This window comes from Nodosilinea nodulosa PCC 7104 (assembly GCF_000309385.1).
Lineage (GTDB): Bacteria > Cyanobacteriota > Cyanobacteriia > Phormidesmidales > Phormidesmidaceae > Nodosilinea > Nodosilinea nodulosa.
On record NZ_JH976537.1, the window covers coordinates 5,885,442 to 5,905,694 of the forward strand.

Here is a 20,253-nt window from a genome sequence, read left to right on the forward strand (position 1 = left end):
TGAAAGCCTTGAAATGATTATCTGGCAGATCTATGGAGTTCTCCTGGTCTGGTTAGAAATCATGACCGAGAGGCCTACGATTGATTGATTATGACAACAATTTCGGTGCCCCGCCCCGGCTGGCTTTGAATTGTTAGCTGGGCGCCCATGCGCTCGGCCCGCTCGCTCATGCCCAGTAGGCCAAAGCCGCCCATGGTGGGGAGACTGCCCACGCCAAAGCCCTTGCCGTCATCCTTAATATGCAAACTGCATTGCGTGGCTTCATACACCAGCTCAACCTGAATTTCGCTGGCATTGGCATATTTAACGGCGTTGGTGAGAGCTTCCTGCCCAATTCGCAGCAGGTGATTTTCAACATCGCCAGGTAAGGGGTAGGCCGTCCCCTTAATGGTGTAGATCAGCTTAGCGTCGACCGTCGTTAGCATTTGAGTCACCAGACTTTGGATGGCACTGCGTAAATTGCCGTCTTCCAACAGCTGGGGGCGCAGGGCGGTGACCGAACGCCGCGCCTCCATCAGCCCTGTGCGGGCCAGTTCATCAATCATGTCCAGGTGGAGCAGGGTCGCATCCGGTTCGTCGGCCAGCACCTGGGTGGCGGCTCCCACCTGAAGCAAAATGCCGGTAAACGACTGGGCTAGGGTGTCGTGAATTTCGCGCGCCATTCGGTTGCGCTCGTCCAAAATTGAGGCGGCCTCGGCTTTTTTGCGATCGCTGATGTCGTAAATTGACGCGATTTTAACCACCTGCTCCCGGTAGGTTGCCCCCTTGACGCGAATCTCGGTGGGAAAGGTGGTGCCATCGTTGCGCAGACAGCTAGTCTCCTGAAATCCTTCATCCTCGGCTTGCAGCTGCCGGACCACCCGATCGCGGTCGTCTTCAACCACCAGATCGCCCACGGGCATACCCACCGCCTCCGCCAGGGGGTAGCCAAACATCCGGGTAAAGGCGGCGTTGACATCGACGATGCGCTCCTGCTCCAGGATGACGACGGCCTCGACGGCGGCCTCCGCCAGCTGACGAAACCGGGCTTCGCTCTCCCCCAAATCGCGTTCGGCCTGCTGCCGCTCGACAATCTCCTGCTGTAGGGTCAGGGTGCGCTCGTCGACTTTTTGCTCCAGGGTGCGGGCGTAGTCGTTGAGGTTGTCCCACAGCAGGTAGCTGTTGCTGGCGATCGCCGCGCCGACCAAAGCCAGCAGCGGCGGCACCACCACAATCCACCAGCCGGCCAGAAACAGTCCGTAGGCGACCCCCAGCAGCGCCCCCCCCAGCAGCACCACCCGCAAAACGGTTTGGCGCGGCGATGAAGATTTCCAGCCGATCACGGCTCCGATCGCTGACCAGCCGATAATCCACAGCCATTCCAGCAGGTCTGGCCAGACCTGCAGCAGCGGGCGACCCTCCAGGGCGGCGCTGAGCAATTGGCTGGCAAGCAGCGCATGTACCTCAACCCCAGCCGGGGCCGTCAGGGTATCGGTCGTGTAGGCGGTGAAAAATTTGTCTTCGATGCTCTCTGCCGTAAGCCCAACCAGGACGATGCGATCGCGCATTAGATCCGGCGGCACGTCGCCCTGCAGCAAATCCGTAAGTGAAACCGTGGGAAACCCGCCGTGAAATCGAGGAAAATTGGCCAGAATTTGATACCCTCCGGCATCCATGCCCACATAGCCGCCCGCGTTGGGGGTCAGGGGAGTGAAGGTGGCCCGCCCCAGCCGAAACGTCATTTGATCGGGGCTGAGGGGCTGCCGCTTGATGTCCTGTTGATCCAGATAGGCAAAGGCTAGCCGCGCCCCCAGGGTAAAGATCGAGCGATCGTCTGGCGTTCTCAGGTAGAGCAGGCTGCGGCGAACGCGGTTATCTGGGTCCAAAAGCAGATCGCTGGCGGTAACTTGATCACGCTGCTTTAGCTCAGAGGGCGCATGAATGCGCTCTCCCTGCGCCGTTTTAATTACCTTCTCCACACCAAATAAGTTAGGCGTAGACCTAAATACATCGACCAGATCTGAATGACCGGGCTCAACGGGCAGATCGCGAAACAAATCTAGGCCAATCACCCTGGGCTGCTGCTGGCGGATCAGCGACAGCGTACGCGCCAGGGTGGCATCGGACATGGGCCACTGCCCCAGCTGCTTAATATCCGACTCATCGATCGTGACTAAAACGATGCGTGGGTCTACAGGTTCCACCGGGCGCAGCCGAAACATCTGGTCGAGGGCGATCAGTTCCATGAACTGAAGCGCCCCGGCCAGACGCAAAATCAGCAGGCCTGCGGCAATGCTGGGAGCCGTAATTAAGACGCCACGCCATTGCCCCAGGTGCTGGTTTAAGGTTGTCCACATAGACTCACGCGATCGCTCAATGCAGATGATTTAGGAGCTGGAATTAAGTAGGTTTTGAGGTTTGAGTAGGCGGCTGAATTCAAAGTTCAAAATTCAAAATTCAAAGTTCAAAGTTCAAAATTCAAAATTCAAAACTTGGCTTTGCCTAGTATGAGATCGAGTTGCTTTCGACGGGAGTATCGATTCCACCCGATTGCAGCAGCTCGTGCCAGGTTGTAGCAAGGCTGGTGTCTTCTGGATCGGTGCGCCGGAGCTCAGCCAGCAGGGCGAGGGCATCGTACCAAACGCCATCTTGCTCGTATAGCGCCAGGCGATCGCTGGCCGAGGCCTGCTCTAGCTGCGCCGCCCGAGCCGGGTCGAGGTCGAGGCGCTGAACGGTGCCGGTGACAAACTGATCTTCCAGGCGATCGTTCGGGTCGCAAATGATGGCAAACGTCCAGGTATAGGTCTTGCCCACCGCCAAAGCCGCCGTCTGGTCGGGCAGGCTGATGCTGACGATGGCGGGCGTTGTAGGCAGGGGCACGGTGGTGCGATAGAGGCCCTGCCCGGCCTGGTTGCGGAGACTAAACTCTGCGCTCTCAGCATTAGTGGTAGGCACATAGACCAGAAAGGTAGGGTGGGTCGCTAGGGTTAGGCCCGGTTTGGTAATCGGACTCAGCGCCGTCAGCAGGGGGCCGGGAGTGGCTGAGTTGGGGGCTGCCCCGGCGTCTTGAGGACAGGCGGAGGCATTGCGCCGTCCCCCTGGGGCCGAGCTGCCCGGATTGGTCGGCGGCGGCGGCGGGTTGCTTTGCTTCAGGCGAGTGGCCCCTTTGCTCACGGGGGCCGCCGCCCAGATCGATGGAGGATTTTTGGCCCCAGGCTGGGGAGAGGCGATCGCCCCAGCCCCTGGGTCTAGCCCCAGGAGAACGCCAGCGGCAGCGCCATAAACGAGAGCCCTATAAACGAGAAATTTAATCATGGTTTTAAAGCCAATTTCCTAACAGAATAAACGGTGCCCAGTAGTAGGGAGAGAGGTAGTCGTCCTGGTGCAGCAGGGTGACCTGGGCGCGACGCAGGGCCTCGGCCTTGGTGACGCCGGGCAACCCCAGCTGGCGGTAAAACTCAATCATCAGGGCAGCGGTGGAGCGATCGCCCACCGACCACAGCGAGGCCAGGGTGCTGCGCGCCCCCGATCGCACCGCCACCCCGGCCATGCCCAGGGCGGCCCGGCGATCGCCCGTGGCGGTCTGGCAGGCGCTCAGCACCAGCAGCTCGATTGGCGTGCGATCGCCCTCGCGAAAGCGCAGCAGCTGATCGAGCTGCTTCACGTCAATGCGGCCATCCCAGGTCAAGATAAACGTGTCTTCCGCCCTGGAGCTAAACTGGCCGTGGGTGGCCAGGTGAACCACAGAGGCCGGGGTAGACTCCACCTGGGCCTCAAAGGACTGCTTGGTAAAGGCCTGATCCAGCAGCACTCGGCCCGGCAGTTCGGCCTGAATCTGCTGAATTTCCACCGCCACGTTGGGCAGAGCCGTAAAACCTTCGCGGGCCTGACTCAGCCCCGCCAGCAGCAGGCGCAGGCGCTGCCGCTCCAACGCCTGGGGTTGCAGCAGCTGCAATCCAGGGGTGAGCACAACGCTGTAGGTTTCCACCAGGTAGCGATCGCCGTCGTGGAGGGCGGTCATGGGCAAGTTTCGCAGCGGGCCGTCGGGCACAAAAACCAGGGTGGTGATGCCGCTGGCCGTGAGCTGATCGGCGATCGGGCGCAGCAGCAGATCGTAGACCCGCTGGGCGGCAGGCAGCCAGTCTTCGACAAAGGCGGTCGGCCTGAGCGACTGGCGCATTTCGGTCAGAATGCCTTCGACCTCCGCCTGGGAGAGCTGGGTTTTGTGGTAGCGCAGTGGCTGGTTGGGCAACGCCAGAATCACCGCCAGCTGGTTCGGCAGAATGATTGGGTAAATCACCGCGGCGTGGGGATCAATCTGGTCGATGTCAACCGGGCGCGCATTCACGCAGGCCTCTCGAAAGAAGTTGTCGAGTTCGGCCAGCTGTAGCGCTTCGATCACCTGCCGCGCCTGCTTCAGGTTTTCCTGACTGGGCGACTGGTCTGGGCCGGAGGCATCCGATTGCAGCAGCAGCTCCACAAACTGGCGATAGACCGGCTCGACGCTCTCTCGAAAGGAAAACTGCACATCCTGACTAATCGCCACCAGATCGCTGCGCAGCGATTGCAGCGATTTAACCGCGTCTCCATAGGCCGCCGTGGCCTGGGGCAAATTGCCGGTGCAGGGCTGGGTGCCCCGGCAGCCGATGCGGCCCAGCTGCCACTGCCACTGGTAGGCAATGTCGGCGGCACCGATAGCCTGGGCCAGCTCCAGCGCCTGCCGGGTTAGATCCTGAGCTTCGTCCCACTGGCGGGTGGTTTCATACAGACTGCCCAGGGCGCCCAGGGCATAGGATTCGGCCCGAGTATCCCCCATCTGGTGGACGTATTGGGCCGCCGTGGCCAGGCCTTGAGCCGAGGTTTTAAACAGCTCGGGCGGCAGCGTTTCTCCGGCGGCGCTGGCGGCTTTGCCGCTCAGCTTGACCACGCTCTGGGCCAGATCAATCTGCCCATAAATGGCCAAATTCCCGGACGGCAATCTGCGCAGGAGGGACTGAATGGGCGACACCAATCGTTCAGCCTCGGCCCACCGCTGGGCTTCCACCAGAAGACTGAGCTGGGCCAGCTGCGCTTGAGCCACCGCTGCGGGGGAGGGTGCGATCGCAGCCGCCTGCTGGTAAAAAGCCATTGCCCCGTCGGGGTCTGCCTGGGCGCGCGCCGTGTTGCCCAGGCTGAGCAGAATGCCGCTAATGTCGGCTGCGGGCGCTGACGGAAGCTGCCGGGCGATCGCCAAACTCTGCTCTAAAACCTGGCGCGATCGCCCCAGGTCCCCCACCCCCCTCAACACCCTGCCCAGGTTGCGCAACCCCGTCACCTTCAGCGACGAATCGGGCTGCGCCTGCAATGATTGCTCGACCTGAGTTAGCAGGGCTCTGGCCTGCCGGTAAAACCCGTCTGCCTGTAAGGCTCTGGCCTGATTGATCTGGCTGCCCACGATGCCGTCGGCATCATCGGTGGCCCGGTAGGTTGCTTCCGCCGCCTGCCATGTGGTCAATGCGTCTGAGGCCAGCCCCTGATCGAGCTGTAGCTGGCCCTGAATGGTGAGCACCTGCGCCCGCACCCCTGCCGCCTCTGAACTGGCGGCGGCGGGCACATCGAGCAGCGACATCGCCTGCGTGATGGCATCATTGGCGGCGGTCCACTGGCCTAAATCGCCAAAAGCCTGGGCCATAAAACTCAAGATCAACGCCTGATTGAGGGCATCACCCGCCTGTTCGTAACCCGTGACGGCCTGCTGCCAGAGGGCGATCGCCTGCGTCGGCTGACCCGCCTGATAGGCAGCCTCGGCCTGCTGCACCAGTTGATTGAGCGCATCGGATTCAGCCGATGGCGGCAGGGGTGATACTGCGATCGATGGATCTGAGTCTTCCACTCCGATCTCGCGGCCAGCATCCTGAGCGGCAACCACAATAGTAGTCTGAAGAATAAGCGTGATCAAAAAGCCTAAGGCCGCCAATTGCAGCAGTCTCAGCCATCTTGTTCGGGCAAAAATACGCCCCGGCAAAGATTTCCCTTGAGTGATTTGCCTCGTCCGGTCAGCCTCATTCATCTACCGACCTCCTTTGCAATCGATAAACAGACTCAGCGGGTTATGGGCAACGGCGGCTGGGGCAACGAGCCAGACGGCTCCATTGGGCGCAATCTGCAATGCGGTAGCTTCAATCAGGGACGGATTAGAGAGTCGCCCATCGGACATTGAGGCATTCGCAGGGGGATTGCCTGACTCAGACGGCGAGGCTGACCAAGTCACCTCTAGCCTGCGGCGGTCTTGCCAGCCGGCATCGTCATCCAATTGCTGCTCTGGGTTGGGCGGCAGACCACCTCGCCCCGTGACCACAAAGGAATTGCCCCGGCTGGCCGGACAGCCCTGGGCAATGAGTCGGGAAGGATCGATCAGGTTATCCGGTAGCTCAACCAAGCCAAAAGTGGGGTTGAGTTGATTAACGTTGAGTTGCACCGTGCCGCTAGAGGCAGAATTGACTCCGGTGGCGGTAATGTCGCTCAAAGGCGTATCTTGGGGACGAGCCTGAATGCCAAAAATACCGGCAGCATTGATCGTCACATTGCCACCCCGAGCGTTCACCGAATTGGCACGAATGTCGCTATCTTCGGCAGGAATAGCGATGATTGAGCCTGCATTAACCTGAATATTGCCCCCATTGTCACCCGCCGAAGTTGTGATTTGACTGTGGTTTCGCAGCAGTAGAAAATCTCGCACGTTGAGGTCAATATTGCCCCCTTCCCCAGAGGCCGTAGCGGCAGTAATTGAACTGCCACGGTCTACGACAATCGAATTAGCATTCACCCTCAATGTGCCAGCGCTGCCGGTGCCATCATTGCTGGCGGTGACGTTTGCTTCATCCGTGAGGCTTAAACGGGGAGTATTGATGGTCACACTACCAGAATTGCCGCCTGGTCTGTCGGGAAGTTGATAAGCTCGTCTTAAAAAAGCACTTGGAATCGGGGCAGATGAACCTACATAGTTGGGAAGGGAAGGCAATGAGGAACGACCACTGACTTCTACAGACTCACTGGCATTGACTGTGAGACTACCTGCACGTCCCGATCCTAATGTGGCAGTCGAAACGGCTCCTCCCTGAATAACTAACCTTGAAGTGTTGACTGTGAGTTGACCCGCATCTCCAGAACCAAGAGTGAGAGCCTGCAAGACACTTCTAATGGAAAGACTGCTCTGTCCACTCAGTTCTATTGAATCCAGCGCATTCACAGTGACATCACCACTGCGACCGATTCCAAAAGTTACCGATCCGATGGTTCCTCCCCTGAGAATCGTTACCTTTTGCGTTGACACAGTGACATCGCCTGCATCTCCAGAACTGAAAACGCTATTGCCAATGGCACTGAGTAGACTGGGGTCAATGAATGAAAAACCAATGACTTGAATTGAGTCAGAGGCTTGCATAGTTACATTACCTGTCTTGCCGGAGTTGTAGGAGCGAGCAGATATTTGTGCGCCATCTCGAACCGTTAATTGTCGAGTTGAAACGTCAATGTCTGCTCCACGTCCAACTCCCACAGTTTGACTTTCCAAGCCACCAGAAATTCTACCGTCTAGGCTACTACTGCTCAGTTCTAAAGACTGGGCAGCATTCACTCTAATGCTCCCGTCTGATTGAATCCCTTGGTTTTGAATCAACAAGAGTGAACCATCTGCCAGCGAGACCTGATTGCCCTGTATCTGAATCAACCCGCCGCCACTGGCATCAACTAACGCCTGTTGGGACAGACGGATATTGCCAAAAGTCTGCGCCCCTAACTGGCTTAGGATAAAGCTATCATCAAAGCTCACTTGCCCATCGCGCACGCTGCTTAACTCAATTTTTCCTTGTTCTGCTGTCAGAGTGCTGCCTGTCAGCTCAATATTTCCTCCAATCAAAGCAAGAGTGCGTCCTGCTGGTACTTGCAGCCCCGTTGGGTTAGCTGCTCTAGCAATGGACGAAAAATATGGCACTGGGACGGATAAATCGTACCCAGTTCCCTGCACCGAAATTGGCCCTGGACTCGCTCCCATCTGCAAGCCAACCGGGGCAGTCACCGTCAATAGCGGCGTCGTTTGAGGATTGATTACACCGTACTGAAATCCATCGGCAAAATTGATGCTGCTGGCCGTTGTGGCCACAAAAGAACCGCCAATATTTAACGCTCCATTAGGGCCAAACAAGATGCCGTTAGGATTGAGCAAAAACAGATTAGCTGTACCATTCGCCTGAATTAGCCCATCAATATTGGAGATTGACCCACCCGTAACTCGGCTAAAAATAGTCTGCACATCGGCGGCATTATTAAAGTAAATAGACCCCCCGGTGGGTACCGAAAGCTGACTGAAACTGTGGAACAGATTGCCCCCGCGCCTGGCCCCACCATCCACCTGAAAGTTGGGATCGCCTGAAACCTGCGATCGCTCTCCCACCGGCAGCGTATCGTCAGAAACCACCTGCGCCACGATGGGTTGAGCAAACCCAAAAGCCCCTAACCCACTGCCCACTATTAATAACAACCTATTCCAGTCGTGTCGGCTCATATCGTGCTCTTCGTTTCCATCGTTGGCTAGGGTTTATAGGACCAAATAAGTTCGGTCAGTAACAGGCCTTCGCAGCACCTACGAACTTCCCTGGCAGGCGACGGACAGACTCAGCGGGCCGTGGGCAGCGGTAGCAGCGTCTGGGGCAACGAGCCGGACTGCTCCATTGGGAGCAATCTGCAATGCGGTGGCTTCAATTAGAGGCGGGGTAGAGGGGCGTCCGTGAGACATAGAGACGTTCACAGGGGAAAGGTTTGGCTCAGGCAGCGAGGCTGATCGAGCCACCAGCCTGCGGCGATCTTGCCAGTCGGCATCGTCATCTAGCTGCTGCTCTGGGTTGGGCGGCAGGCCACCTCGCCCCGTGACCACAAAAGAATTGCCCTGGCTGGCCGGGCAGCCTTGGGCAATCAGGCGGGAGGGATCGATCAGGTCAGTGGGTAGCGCGACTAAGCCAGAGGTGAAATCAACGCCTGCGGTGGTGACGGCGATCGCCCCGCTTAGCGATGAGGTGGCCCCGGTTGCCGTGATGTCGCTCAGGGGGGTGAGGGACGGACGAGGCTGAATGCCAAAAATCTCAAAGGCGTTGATGCTGACGTTGCCCCCCCGAAAGTCTTCGGAATTGGCGCTGATGTCGCTATTTTCCCCAGGCACCGCAACCAAAAATTGGGTGTCAATCGCGACGTTGCCACCGGGAATGTCAGAGCCTGTGGCGTTGGTGGTGATGTTGCTGCCGTTTCGCAAAACGATCAGCGGCGATCGCAGATTGACATTGCCACCCCCGCCCGTCGTATCGGCGCGAATGCTGCCCTGCTGGTCCAGAAAAATACGATTTGCCTCTGCAAATAGAGAGCCTGCACTGCCAGTACCCGCACTGCTGACGGTCACTTCCGCCTGATTTTGAATGTTGAGGGTATCGGTTAAGAGCGTTAAGTTCCCCCCCGCCCCACTGCCCTCTGTGCCAGCGGCAATGATGGAGCCAGCTCCGGTCAGCGTAATCGATTCTGGCGCAGCGATGGTCAATGCTCCCCCCTGACCGCTGCTGGAGGTGGAGGCAGAGATTTGAGCACCGTCCTGAAGCGTTACTCGGACATTCTGCCCATTCCCTCGGGGCTGAATGGTTAGGTTCCCAGCAGGCCCGGTATTGGTGGTGCCAGCAAAGAGACCGCTGGTTGCACCCGACAGCTGTAAATCTGGCGTGTCTACGGTGATGTCGCCAGCACGACCGCTACTAGAGGTTGTGGTCAGCAGTCGCCCACCGCTGTTTACGCCTACCCTATCGGCACTGACGGTAATGTTGCCCGCGTCTCCATCTCCAGACGTGGATGCCGAAAGCTGAGCGTTATTGATAGCTGAGAGCGATCGCGCTGTGATATCAATATCACCCCCTCGACCGACGGCTCCTGGATCAAGCGTGCTGATCACATCGCCCCCATCAAAGGAAACGGTGCCCCCGGATTGAATCTTAATATTTCCTGCATTGCCCTGGCCCTCGGCATTGGTGATGATTCTTCCCCGGTCGGCGACCGTCAGGGAGCCTGTGGTAATCGCGACATCGCCGCCGCTTCCCGTCGAGCCTTCGGTTGCCGAAGTGAACACTCCACTGATGTTTTCAGTAAAAATAGGGGCTGCGCCACGAATCTGCACAGAATCACTAGCGTTGATCACAACGCGACCTGCATTGCCGGTGCCGCCCGTATTGGCGGTATTCACAGCACCGCCATTGGTCAGAAACAGCGAACCCGTGGTGATAGTTACATCTCCCCCCTGGCCTGTAGCGCCTGGCTCCACTTGGGTGAAAATCGTGCTGGCATAGTCGCCAGTGGGGTTTTCACCGTCAATGGAGACGCGATCGCGGGCATCAATAATCACGCTGCCCGCATTGCCTTGCCCCCTTGTGCTGAAATCCAGCACCCCCCCCTCTGCAAAAGTCAGGGTTCCTGTGGTGATGGCAATACCACCCGTGTTACCGATCGCGTTAGTTTGTACGACGCCGAGCACGTAACTGTCATTAAAAGAGACGGCATCACGGGCATTAATAATCACCCTGCCTACGTCCCCCTGCCCGCTGGTAGCAGCAATCAGCCGAGAATTTCCTTCAAGAAATAGCGATCCTGTGGTGATAGTCATATCACCGACATTGCCCGTGCCTCCGGGAAGCACTTCGATGCGGGCGGTCGCGTTATTTAATAGGTTGACTGATTCTGTGGCATCAATCTGAATGCCCCCTGTTTGGGCACCAACAAAGCCTGAACCCCCATCAATGCCGACTCGAATTCTACTTTCATCACTCAGCGTCACATTGCGGGCTGCGATCGCAGCACTACCGCCTTCATCCGCAAGCAGCGTTATTCTGGAATCGTTGATTAGCGAAACATCGGCGCGGGCAATACTGTCGGGAAAAGTCAGTTGCCAATCGTCGAGAGCCGTCACCAAACCAATGGTTCCCGCCCCACCTACGCTGCCTATATCGACATAGCTACCCGGACTGGCTAACCGCCCATCATCCAACACCACCGGGCCGCCAACCAGCAGTAAATTTTGCCTGAGGGGAACCTGCAACCCCGAGTCATCAAACGTGGATTGATTGACAATTGGCTGGGGCATTTGGTTAAAAAACAGCGCGTTAGGATTGACAGTCAGCAGCTGACTGGGCAATGGCTGAGCGGCATCGCTGCTAAACACCTCCCCATTGGGAAAGCCGATCGCATTGGCCGTTGTGGCCACAAAAGAACCGCCAATATCCAGCGCTCCATTGGGGCCAAATAAAATGCCGTTGGGGTTGAGAAAAAACAGGTTAGCGGTGCCATTGGCCTGAATCAAACCATCAATAGTAGAGGCAGATGCACCCGTAACCCGAGTCAATATGTTTTGTACATCGGTGGCATTGTTGAAGTAGGCAGAGCCACCGTCGGGCACCGAAAACTGGCTAAAACTGTGGAACAGGTTGCCCCCCCGCCTCGCTCCCCCATCAATCTGAAAATTAGGATCGCCTGAAACCTGCGATCGCTCCCCTACCGGCAGCGTGTCGTCAGAAATGACCTGGGCCGCGATGGGTTGAGAAAGCTCTAAAACCCCCAGCACAATGCCCACTATCACTAATCCTGTGCTCCAGTAGGGTTGGCTCATTTGATGCTCTTCACTTCCATCGCTGGCTAGGGTTTAATCGAAGCTATCTGACTTGGAAAGCGACCCGTTTTAATTAAACTAATGACAAGAACCTCTGATTGATTTGATTCAGCGCTACTATTTATAAACAGGTTCTTGATCGGCTATTTTTAAATCGCAGGATTCCGATTCACCTCATCACCTAGACCCATGACTATTGCCCTCGTTCTACTGATACTCGGCTTGTTGACCCAGGTGATTGTTTTGGTCACCTGGCGATCGCCGCTGGTGCGCTTCAATCGCAGTTGTCAAACCTGTGGCTATCAAATTCCGCCCATGGAGCGTCCCCCGGCCTTCCACGACTGCCCCGAGTGCGATCGCCTATTTAGCCTCAGTGACCCGCTGCCCCGCCGCTAGGTTTGGCTGGCTTGAGCAGCAGCACCAGCAGGGCCGCCGCAAACAGGGCATAGCCCATAAACAGAAAGCAGTCGTTAAACGACATGACGTTGGCCTCCCGGTGTACAAGTTTGGCAATTTGAGCGATCGCCTGATGGTGGGCAGCAACCGGGTCAGCCCCCTGCCCGGTAAAAAACTGGGTCAGTTGGTCAATGCGATCGCGGGTAATCGGGTTCGAGAGCGAAACCGCATCCACCAGCCGGTTGGAGTGAAACCGCTCCCGCTGGGACTGAATCGTGCCCAGGATGGCAATGCCCACCGAGCCGCCCAGGTTCCGCGACATGTTGAAAATGGCCGAGGCCGAGCCGATCTGCTTGGGCTCAATGCCAGCGGTTGAGATGCTGGAGAGGGGTGTGATAATCAGCGGCTGGCCCAGGGCTCGCACAATCTGGGCCGGAATCAGCTGCTCCATGCCCGTGTCGTGGCTCATGTGGGAATTCATCAGACAGCTGACCCCAAACAGCGACAGCCCGATCGCCACCAGCAGCCGCAGGTCAACCCGCTGCATGATCTTCGGCACAAACGGGATGATAAACAGCTGAGGAATCCCGGCCCACATGATCGTCTGGCCAATTTGCAGGGCGTTGTATTTCTGCACCTGGGCCAGGTACAGCGGCAGAATATAGGTGGAGCCATACAGCCCCAGCCCCAGGGCCAGGGTAATTACCACCGAGAGGCCGAAGTTGCGTCGCCCCAGCAGGCGCAGATTCAGCAGCGGTTGCTGGCGGGTGAACTGAATCACCACAAACAGCGGCAGGGCGATCGCCGCCACGATCGCCGCCCGCTGAATCTCCACCGAGCCAAACCAGTCCTTGCGGTTCCCCTCATCGGCAAAAAACTCAAAGGCGGCAAACCCGATCGCCATCGTGGCAATGCCCCACCAGTCGCCCTGCCGCAGCAGATTCAGCTGCATCGGCTTGGGGGCCAGCCCATACCACACCCCCGCAATCAGCATCAGACCGGGAATGATGTTGATGTAGAAGATAAACTCCCAGCCGTAGTTGTCGGTCAGCCAGCCGCCGATTGTCGGTCCGATGGAGGGGGCAAAAATGGCCGTAATCGAGAACATTGCCAGCCCGATCGGCTGCTTGGAGGGCGGCAGCGTCAGCAAGATCACCGTAAACGACATCGGAATCAGCACCCCGCCCGCCAGCCCCTGCCCGGCCCGAAACAGCACCATCATCGGCAGGTTGACGGCAAAGGCGCAGGCGATCGAGAACAGCAGAAACAAGACGGCATTTCCCAGCAGGTAGCGCCGCAGCGAAAACACCTGGGACAGCCACCCGGTGGTGGGGATAACCACAATCTCAGCGATCAGGTAGCCAGTCGAGATCCACGAGCCTTCATCGATGGTGGCGCTGAGCGCTCCGGTAATGTCGTTCAGGGAGGCATTGGTCACCTGGATATCCAGCACGGCCATGAATGCGCCCAGCAAAGTGGCCACCACCCCAACCCAGTCTCGAAACGAAACCGTTTTTTCGGCGGGCGCAGGGGCAGCGCGGGGGAAAGCGGCGGCAGGCGACAGCTGGCTCATTTGGTTTCGACGGTGGTGATCACCGACATACCCGAGGTAATCAGCGTTTCGTAGCCCCGAATGCTGGCGGCATTGAACACAATTTTGACGGGAATTCGCCGCACAATTTTGGTGAAATTGCCCGTGGCATTGTCCGGGGGCAGCAGGGCAAAGTCGGCCCCCGAGGCGGGCGCGATGCTATCGACGGTGCCGGTAAACCGATGGTTTGGAAAGGCGTCAATCTCGATGTCAACCGGCTGCCCGGGCCGCATATGCTCTAGCTGGGTCTCTTTAAAGTTGGCCACAATCCAGGGCGTCGGCTGGACGACCGACATCAGCGTTTGGCCGGGCTGCACCCGCTGCCCCACCTGAACGGTTTTATTGCCAATGCGTCCGGCCATGGGAGCGGCGATCGCCGTATACGACAGCTGCAAGTCTGCGTTTTTAAGTTCGGCTTCCGACTGCGCGATCGCCGCCAGGGCAGATTGGTACTGCCGCCGGCTGGCTTCCGTTTGCTGGGCTCCGGCCTGGGCCTGCTGCAGCGTGCCCTGAGTGGCTTGCAGCTTGCCCTGGGCATTGTCTAAGCTTTTCTGGGCCTGCACCACCCGCGCCTGGGCCTGGCGAATTTGCTCTTGCAGCGCCGTTTGCTGGGCCAACAGGGCGTTGTAGGTGGCTTTAGCCGCATCTAGCTGCTGCTGGGGCAGCGCCCCTTGTTGCACCAGTTCGGTGTAGCGATCGAAGTTGAGCTTGGCATTGGCCAGATCGGCCTCAACCTTGGCCAGGTTGGCCTGGGCCACGGGCACGCCCGCCTGGGCCTCTGCCAGCGCAGCCTCCAGGGTTGAAATGCTGGCCTCTGCCGCGTCGATATTCCCCAACGCCGAAGTAGTCTGCCCCTGGGCGGTGGTCGCCACCACGCCAATATTGGCCTGGGCCACATCGGCCTGATGCCGCGCCACCTCCAGGGCCGCTTGAGACTGCTGCCGCGCCACCTCGTAGTCCCTCGGGTCGAGATGCACCAGCACCGTACCCGGCGCGACCTGCTGGTTATCCTGCACCTCAACGCTAATCACGGTGCCCTCAATGCGGGCGTTGATGGGGTGAATATCGGTGGTCACATAGGCGTCGTCGGTGGACTCGTGCACCGACGCAAAGCGCCACCAGCGATAGCCAAAAATACCGCCAGCCGTCAACCCCAGGGCCAGCAAAACGACCAGGAGCCACTTGCGGCGGGCCTGGGGCGGCTTTGCAAGCGGCACCGGCGGTTCAACCGCTGCTGCGACAGCAGGTAGTTTGCCGTCTAAGGCGGGTGGTTTATGGCCGTCGAGGGTTTGATTGTCATGGGCTGAGCGATCGAGTTCCATGGCTAAATCAAACGCATGATGTTTAGGACGTTACAGGGGCCAAAATTCAGAATTGTTTTGGAAATAACCGCAAGCTGAGCGGAGTCGAAGAAAATAAGCTCGTTTTCATCGTTGACGGCGAAAGCCTTTTCATGAGCGGTTGGTTTGGAAATGGAATCAAGAATGGACTCGAGTAGCAGATGTAGCTTTCCTTTTGCCAGCAAGCGTTAGCGGTGCGGTGACAGATGGGAATCACTATACGTAATCGCCTCTATCTTGTCGTCCCTTCCGAGTTGAGGCTTTCGCCCCACAGAACGGTTGATTGATCGGTCCACCCTAAGGAGGAATGCGATCTCCAACTAAAGTTGGACTCAAGCTAGAGCTGAGGGCCTGGTAAACCGCTGGTTGACTGGCAAAACCATTGAAACCCTTATCCTGCCGTAGGTTGGTGTTGAGCGAAGCGTAACCCAACACCATTACCGATTTTGTTGGGTTACGCTAACGCTAACCCAACCTACGGCAGCAAAGGTTGGGTAACCCTGCGTTTCACTCAGCCTCCACTGAAAATGGTTCAGGCAGTCAAGATGAGGGCACCCCAAACCTGTAAGTTTATGGTTCTGGTAAATAACTCTGGCGATAACGTTAGCTAGAATGCTCCCCAAACGCGCTGGAGATTTTCCTCGTTTATCTGTATCAAGTTTTGATCAAATGACATCGATAAAAAAGGCTGTGCCAAAGCTGATGAAACGGAAGCTTCTGTAATTAGCAGGCTGTTGAGCAATACCAGAACTGGAGTTGTCACAGCAATGATGATGTGGGTCGTCACGAAAATTTTTGGCATCGGTACAGTCCTCAATTTGAAGTGGATTGAATAAATCGAGAGCCCTGCCGGGGATATATAGCTAGCCAGTCAGGTTAAAACATTTCTGCTCAAAACGCCCAAACGCCCAAACGCTTCTGAATGTCTTAACCTGATCGACTACGACTATAACCGGAAGGCATTTTCACCTCGCGTTTGCCCTCAGACCACCGTCACGCGCTAAATCCGCCGTCAATCATCAAATTTGCGCCAGTGATATAGCCCGATTCAGGCCCCGCCAGATAGGCAACCATGGCCGCCACCTCTTCGACCGTGCCGTAGCGAGCCACCGCGATTTGCGTTTTGAGCATCTCCGCCATTTCACCCTCCGCAGGATTCATGTCCGTGGCGATGGGGCCGGGCTGGACGTTGTTGATGGTGATGCCGCGCGGGCCTAGATCCCGCGACAGCCCCTGCACTAGGCCCTGGAGGGCCGACTTGCTCATGGCGTAGACGCCGCCGCCCGGAAAAGGCATCCGTTCGGCGTTGGTGCTGCCGATGTTGATGATGCGCCCGCCCGACTGCATGTGCTTGACGGCGGCCTGAGTGGCGACGAACACGGCCCGCACGTTGATGGCAAAGGTGCGATCGAAGTCCTCCAGCTTGAAGTCGTCGATGGGGGCGATCGCCAGCACGCCCGCGCTGTTGACGAGGATATCGATACCCCCTAGCTTGGCGACGGTCTGTTCAACGGCGGCGGCCACCGCACTGGCATCGGCGCTGTCGGCCTGAATGGCGATCGCCTGCACGCCAAAATCCTGCGCGGCCTGGAGCACAGCTTTAGCCGCATCGGGGGAGCTGGCGTAGGTAAAGGCAACGTCAGCGCCTTCGGCAGCCAGTCGCTTGACGATCGCGGCTCCAATGCCGCGACTGCCGCCCGTAACCAGGGCGCGTTTGGTCTTCAGGGTGTGGGTCATGGTCAATACCTGGAGTGGGGGTTAGTTTGAGATCGGTAAACGTCTAGACCAATTATGGGAAACTGCTGCTGCACCTGCTGGGCCCCATCGCCATCGAGGTGAAACCAGGTGCCAGAGCCACAGAAAAAGCCGTAGCGTAGGGCAATACCTTCAAGATTGGCAAACGGTAAAGGGAGTGCGTCATACTTTGAGCGGAGAAAATAAATCAAGGCGGCCGCTGAGATAGGCGCAGCGCAGGGCCAGGATTTGGGGCACTCGCTCAGGCTTCCATCGTGCCCCGGTAATCTGCACCCGTTCATCGATCTGCTTAATCCAAGACTCAACGGGGCCAGAGCCAATGGGCAGTCCCTCCATCTGGTAATACCGATAATTGGGAACCCGACTGCGATGGGTTTGCAAATACGTCTGAAAGCGCCGTGAGGGGCCTGTTTTAACCGGGGCGAATAGGGCAATCGTTTTATCAACTTGCCCCTCCCACAATAGGGATTCAGCGTCCTGCAAGCGTTTCAACGACCCACCGACCTTGTGCAAATTCTCAGTCAAGTGATACCAATCCAAGATTTCCTCGGCGATCTGGGGCACGTCAAGTTGGGCAAACAGCGACCAAATCCCAGCATGGCCATCCCCTAAGCAGTAGAACAAACTGACGAAGGTTACGTGATGCAGCCAGTCCAGCAAGGCCGAATTGTCCTGGAACCACGCCATACCCGGCCCGTCACCATTGACTCGAACGGCTTTGTACTGTTTCCATTCGCTGGGCTGACCGGGGTCGCCGACCAATCGCACCAGGCCCCCATCCAGGTCAACTTCAGCGACGGGTTCGGTGATCTCAGGAGCATCGATAGGCGTGCGATTGACGATGCGCTCTTGAGTTTTGGCACTGACCCTGACCCCGCACAAGAGATCAATATCTCGGGCCGCTTGCTGGTAGGAGGCTTTGGCGCTCATCCGCTGGCAACACAACTCCAGCAACGGACTCTGTTGAATACCGGGCTTAACGCCCAGTTTCTCGGCTTGGGTGGGGCCGAGACGCAGCTTGCCCAGCAGGCTATTCAGCCCTCGTCGGTAGCCTGAGTCTGGGCCGACAACTGTTTCGATAAAAAAATCCCCAACTCTGGCGAGATATGGCGCAGCAGTTGGCTGCGGACGGCCATCTCAATTTCGCTCAGGTTGCCCATGGGCAGCCCCTTGGTCTGGGCATCGGCATACAGCAGTTTAGCGATCTCACTGACGTGCCCTTGAAGTTGTTGGTGTTGTTCAGGTGTCATAGCGGTAGCCCTGGATGACCTACCCCACTATCTTCATTTTTCTCTCGCTAAATGTTGACGCACTCCCAACGGTAAATGCCGCGTGGGCCAGCAATTGGGCCAACCAAGAATGGGCTTGAATAACAGGCACAACCTTCCTTTTTGCTAGCAAACCCCAACGCTGCCGTGAAAGATATGGGCTCACTATAAGCAATAGCCTCAATCTTGTCGTCCCTTCCAGGTTGAGGGTTTTGCACCCTAGAAAGATTGATGGATCGATCCATCCCCAAAGGGAATGCGAACTCCATCTAAAGTTGGAATTTGGCATAGATGCGCCCTAGATGGCACCTTGATCGCAATTGATCGCCACAGTAATTTCGGTCCCCTGACCTGGCTGGCTTTGAATCACCAGTTGCGCGTTAATGAACTCAGCCCGTTCGCTCATGCCCAGCAAGCCAAACCCGCCAACAGTGGGGACATTGCCTACCCCAAACCCGCACCCGTCATCCTTAATGTGTAAGCAACATTGGGTGGCTCTATACACCAGCTCCAGGCAAATTTCACTGGCATTGGCGTGTTTGATGGCATTGGTCAAAGCTTCCTGCCCAATTCGCAGCAGGTTGTTTTCCACCTCGATGGGCAGGGGGTAGGCGGTGCCTTTAAGGTCATACTTCAGGGTCGTATGGACAGTGACCCTCATCTGCGCCACCAGACGGTGTAGGGCACTGTGTAAATTACCCCCTTCTAATAGTTGCGGTCGCAGATCGGTCACCGATCGCCGCGCTTCCGCCAGCCCGGTTCGAGCCAATTCCTCAACCATGTCTAGATGGCTCTGGGTGGCATCTAGGTCGTCAGTGAGCACCTGGGTCGCCGCGCCGATCTGGAGCAAAATGCCGGTAAAAGACTGGGCCAGCGTGTCGTGAATTTCCCGCGCCATGCGGTTGCGTTCGCTCAGAATCGACGCTTCCTCCGCGCGTTTTTGTTCCCGCAGGGCGGCGTTTCGCTGTTCGCTAATGTCGATAACCAGGCCGTAATATCCTTTGACTCGATTATTTTGGTCGAAGTCGGGAATGTAGGTCGCGCTGATGTATTTGTTGTCCGCTGGATAGGGCAGTTCTAGCTCATAGGTGGTGAGCTGCCCGCCCAAGGCCTGGTAAATATAAGCTGTTGCGCATCTAAATTGCATCAATAGCACTTCCCTTGTTTTTCACCTTCCGATGCCAATTTATGGCCAGTTCTCCTTCATTGAGAAGCTTATTGATAAGAGCCTCGAGATCTTCAATAGACTTAAATAAACGATTTGAGATGAACTCTTTTGCTGAATGCCAAACCAATTTGACCAGATTGTAGTCCGGGCTATACTCAGGTAAAAACTCCAAAACTAAATTTGGCATCTCTAACTTTATCTTCTCTGTAAATTCCTCCTTTTTGTGAATACTCGCATTGTCTAAAATAATCACAACCTTAGGCCCGTCTTTCTCAAATTCGCTCACGCTCCTATCCTCGCCAGCCCAGTCATAAATAACCTCCTCGTAAAAGTTCTTGAGAACCTTATAAAAATTTTCACCGGTTCCTTTGGGGAGAAAGTCCACCAACCGCTTCTTGTCCGAATAGCGGATTCCTCCCATCACATTGATACGTCCTTTCCGTCGAATTCCAGAAACCTTCTTGCGCGTCCCTTTCTTGACCCAATCCTTTCGACGTGTCACTCTCAAACTAAAGCCACATTCATCCCAAAACCAGACCTGGAGCTTCTCTGGGGATTCTTTAGTAATTCTTAAATACTCCTCCAGTTTTGCCTTGAAGAGTTTTCGCTTCTCTGGATCTTGCTTCTCCTCTAAGCTATATTTGGCCCAGAGGTAAACGTACTTTTTTGACTTGAGAATCCTCCTCACTTGACTCCCACTTAGCTGAATCCCGGTTTCTTGTTCTAAATATGTGGCGAGCCGAGCCGCCGTCCATCGACCAAATTCGTACCCCAATTCTTGAGGCTCTTTCTCAATGACATCCAATAATAAGTTGACATATTGATCGGTGGCCTTATGATAATTCCCATGCATTCGTTCATCGGTTAAACTGGCTAAGTCACTTGGATTTCCGTGGGCACACCAATAGGCTACTTTCCTTAAGGAGCAACCTAGAAAGTCTGCAATCTCTTGCTGTTTTCTGCCATCATTTCGCAATAGCAGAATTAGAATACGCTCACGAACGTCGGGATGCTCATGAAATTTAAGCTGCTTCTGCAATTCCTGTTTCTCTTCGGCCGTTAGGTAATTCTTGATTGGCATGTATAAC

At 56.7% G+C, this 20,253-nt stretch carries 12 protein-coding genes and 2 pseudogenes; 1 reads left to right on the forward strand and 13 read right to left on the reverse strand.

Annotation, left to right across the window (positions count from 1 at the left end; translation table 11 throughout):
- Nucleotides 1-74 precede the first annotated feature (74 nt).
- The 6 genes and pseudogenes from LEPTO7104_RS43805 to LEPTO7104_RS0127370 form a co-directional block, all read right to left on the reverse strand.
- Complete coding sequence (locus LEPTO7104_RS43805) at nt 75-1,322, reverse strand: PAS domain-containing sensor histidine kinase (RefSeq protein ID WP_422879854.1); 1,248 nt, start codon at nt 1,320-1,322, stop codon at nt 75-77.
- 12 nt (nt 1,323-1,334) lie between these two features.
- Nucleotides 1,335-2,336: pseudogene (locus tag LEPTO7104_RS43810) on the reverse strand (CHASE2 domain-containing protein); the annotation flags it as partial.
- 145 nt (nt 2,337-2,481) lie between these two features.
- Nucleotides 2,482-3,294: a DUF928 domain-containing protein gene (locus tag LEPTO7104_RS37480; protein WP_017301779.1), complete on the reverse strand. Its 813-nt coding sequence runs from the start codon at nt 3,292-3,294 to the stop codon at nt 2,482-2,484.
- Nucleotides 3,295-3,298: 4 nt separating this feature from the next.
- On the reverse strand, nt 3,299-5,935 hold the full coding sequence (locus tag LEPTO7104_RS0127360) for a CHAT domain-containing protein (RefSeq protein ID WP_017301780.1): 2,637 nt from the start codon (nt 5,933-5,935) through the stop codon (nt 3,299-3,301).
- 93 nt (nt 5,936-6,028) lie between these two features.
- Nucleotides 6,029-8,521, reverse strand: a complete 2,493-nt coding sequence (locus LEPTO7104_RS38720; protein ID WP_040695692.1) for a two-partner secretion domain-containing protein — start codon at nt 8,519-8,521, stop codon at nt 6,029-6,031.
- Between the two features lie 78 nt (nt 8,522-8,599).
- Entirely contained in the window at nt 8,600-11,647 is a 3,048-nt protein-coding gene (locus LEPTO7104_RS0127370) for a two-partner secretion domain-containing protein (RefSeq protein ID WP_017301782.1), read from the reverse strand.
- A 189-nt stretch (nt 11,648-11,836) separates the two neighbouring features.
- Between LEPTO7104_RS0127370 and LEPTO7104_RS0127375 the strand changes: the two genes are divergently transcribed.
- A complete protein-coding gene (locus tag LEPTO7104_RS0127375) occupies nt 11,837-12,043 on the forward strand; it encodes a hypothetical protein (protein WP_017301783.1) in 207 nt (68 codons plus the stop codon).
- On the opposite strand, the gene LEPTO7104_RS0127380 is transcribed toward LEPTO7104_RS0127375, so the two are convergent.
- From LEPTO7104_RS0127380 to LEPTO7104_RS0127415, 7 genes and pseudogenes are all read right to left on the reverse strand, one after another.
- Nucleotides 12,018-13,616 carry an MDR family MFS transporter gene (locus LEPTO7104_RS0127380; RefSeq protein WP_017301784.1) on the reverse strand — a complete coding sequence of 533 codons (1,599 nt, stop codon included), beginning with the start codon at nt 13,614-13,616 and terminating at the stop codon, nt 12,018-12,020. The genes LEPTO7104_RS0127375 and LEPTO7104_RS0127380 overlap by 26 nt on opposite strands.
- Nucleotides 13,613-14,956: an HlyD family secretion protein gene (locus LEPTO7104_RS0127385; RefSeq protein ID WP_017301785.1), complete on the reverse strand. Its 1,344-nt coding sequence runs from the start codon at nt 14,954-14,956 to the stop codon at nt 13,613-13,615. Before LEPTO7104_RS0127385 ends, LEPTO7104_RS0127380 begins: the two co-directional genes overlap by 4 nt.
- Nucleotides 14,957-15,581: 625 nt before the next feature.
- A complete protein-coding gene (locus LEPTO7104_RS40505; protein WP_155523809.1) occupies nt 15,582-15,776 on the reverse strand; it encodes a hypothetical protein in 195 nt (64 codons plus the stop codon).
- A 191-nt stretch (nt 15,777-15,967) separates the two neighbouring features.
- Complete coding sequence (locus LEPTO7104_RS0127395; protein ID WP_017301787.1) at nt 15,968-16,711, reverse strand: 3-oxoacyl-ACP reductase family protein; 744 nt, start codon at nt 16,709-16,711, stop codon at nt 15,968-15,970.
- Between the two features lie 180 nt (nt 16,712-16,891).
- A protein-coding gene (locus tag LEPTO7104_RS0127400; protein WP_422879839.1) for an ISKra4 family transposase occupies nt 16,892-17,979 on the reverse strand; the annotation gives its coding sequence in 2 pieces (ribosomal slippage) (nt 16,892-17,817 and nt 17,817-17,979; 1,089 coding nt in all).
- 316 nt (nt 17,980-18,295) lie between these two features.
- Nucleotides 18,296-18,940 (reverse strand): annotated as a pseudogene (locus LEPTO7104_RS0127410) (sensor histidine kinase); the annotation flags it as partial.
- 193 nt (nt 18,941-19,133) lie between these two features.
- Complete coding sequence (locus LEPTO7104_RS0127415) at nt 19,134-20,246, reverse strand: IS630 family transposase (RefSeq protein ID WP_017301790.1); 1,113 nt, start codon at nt 20,244-20,246, stop codon at nt 19,134-19,136.
- Between the last annotated feature and the right edge of the window lie 7 nt (nt 20,247-20,253).

Coding starts and splice junctions, on each gene's coding strand:
- LEPTO7104_RS37480 (WP_017301779.1), bottom strand. CDS start 3,294: ATGATTAAATTTCTCGTTTATAGGGCTCTCGTTTATGGCGCTGCCGCT.
- LEPTO7104_RS38720 (WP_040695692.1), bottom strand. CDS start 8,521: ATGAGCCGACACGACTGGAATAGGTTGTTATTAATAGTGGGCAGTGGG.
- LEPTO7104_RS0127370 (WP_017301782.1), bottom strand. CDS start 11,647: ATGAGCCAACCCTACTGGAGCACAGGATTAGTGATAGTGGGCATTGTG.
- LEPTO7104_RS0127375 (WP_017301783.1), top strand. CDS start 11,837: ATGACTATTGCCCTCGTTCTACTGATACTCGGCTTGTTGACCCAGGTG.
- LEPTO7104_RS0127380 (WP_017301784.1), bottom strand. CDS start 13,616: ATGAGCCAGCTGTCGCCTGCCGCCGCTTTCCCCCGCGCTGCCCCTGCG.
- LEPTO7104_RS0127385 (WP_017301785.1), bottom strand. CDS start 14,956: ATGGAACTCGATCGCTCAGCCCATGACAATCAAACCCTCGACGGCCAT.
- LEPTO7104_RS40505 (WP_155523809.1), bottom strand. CDS start 15,776: ATGCCAAAAATTTTCGTGACGACCCACATCATCATTGCTGTGACAACT.
- LEPTO7104_RS0127395 (WP_017301787.1), bottom strand. CDS start 16,711: ATGACCCACACCCTGAAGACCAAACGCGCCCTGGTTACGGGCGGCAGT.
- LEPTO7104_RS0127415 (WP_017301790.1), bottom strand. CDS start 20,246: ATGCCAATCAAGAATTACCTAACGGCCGAAGAGAAACAGGAATTGCAG.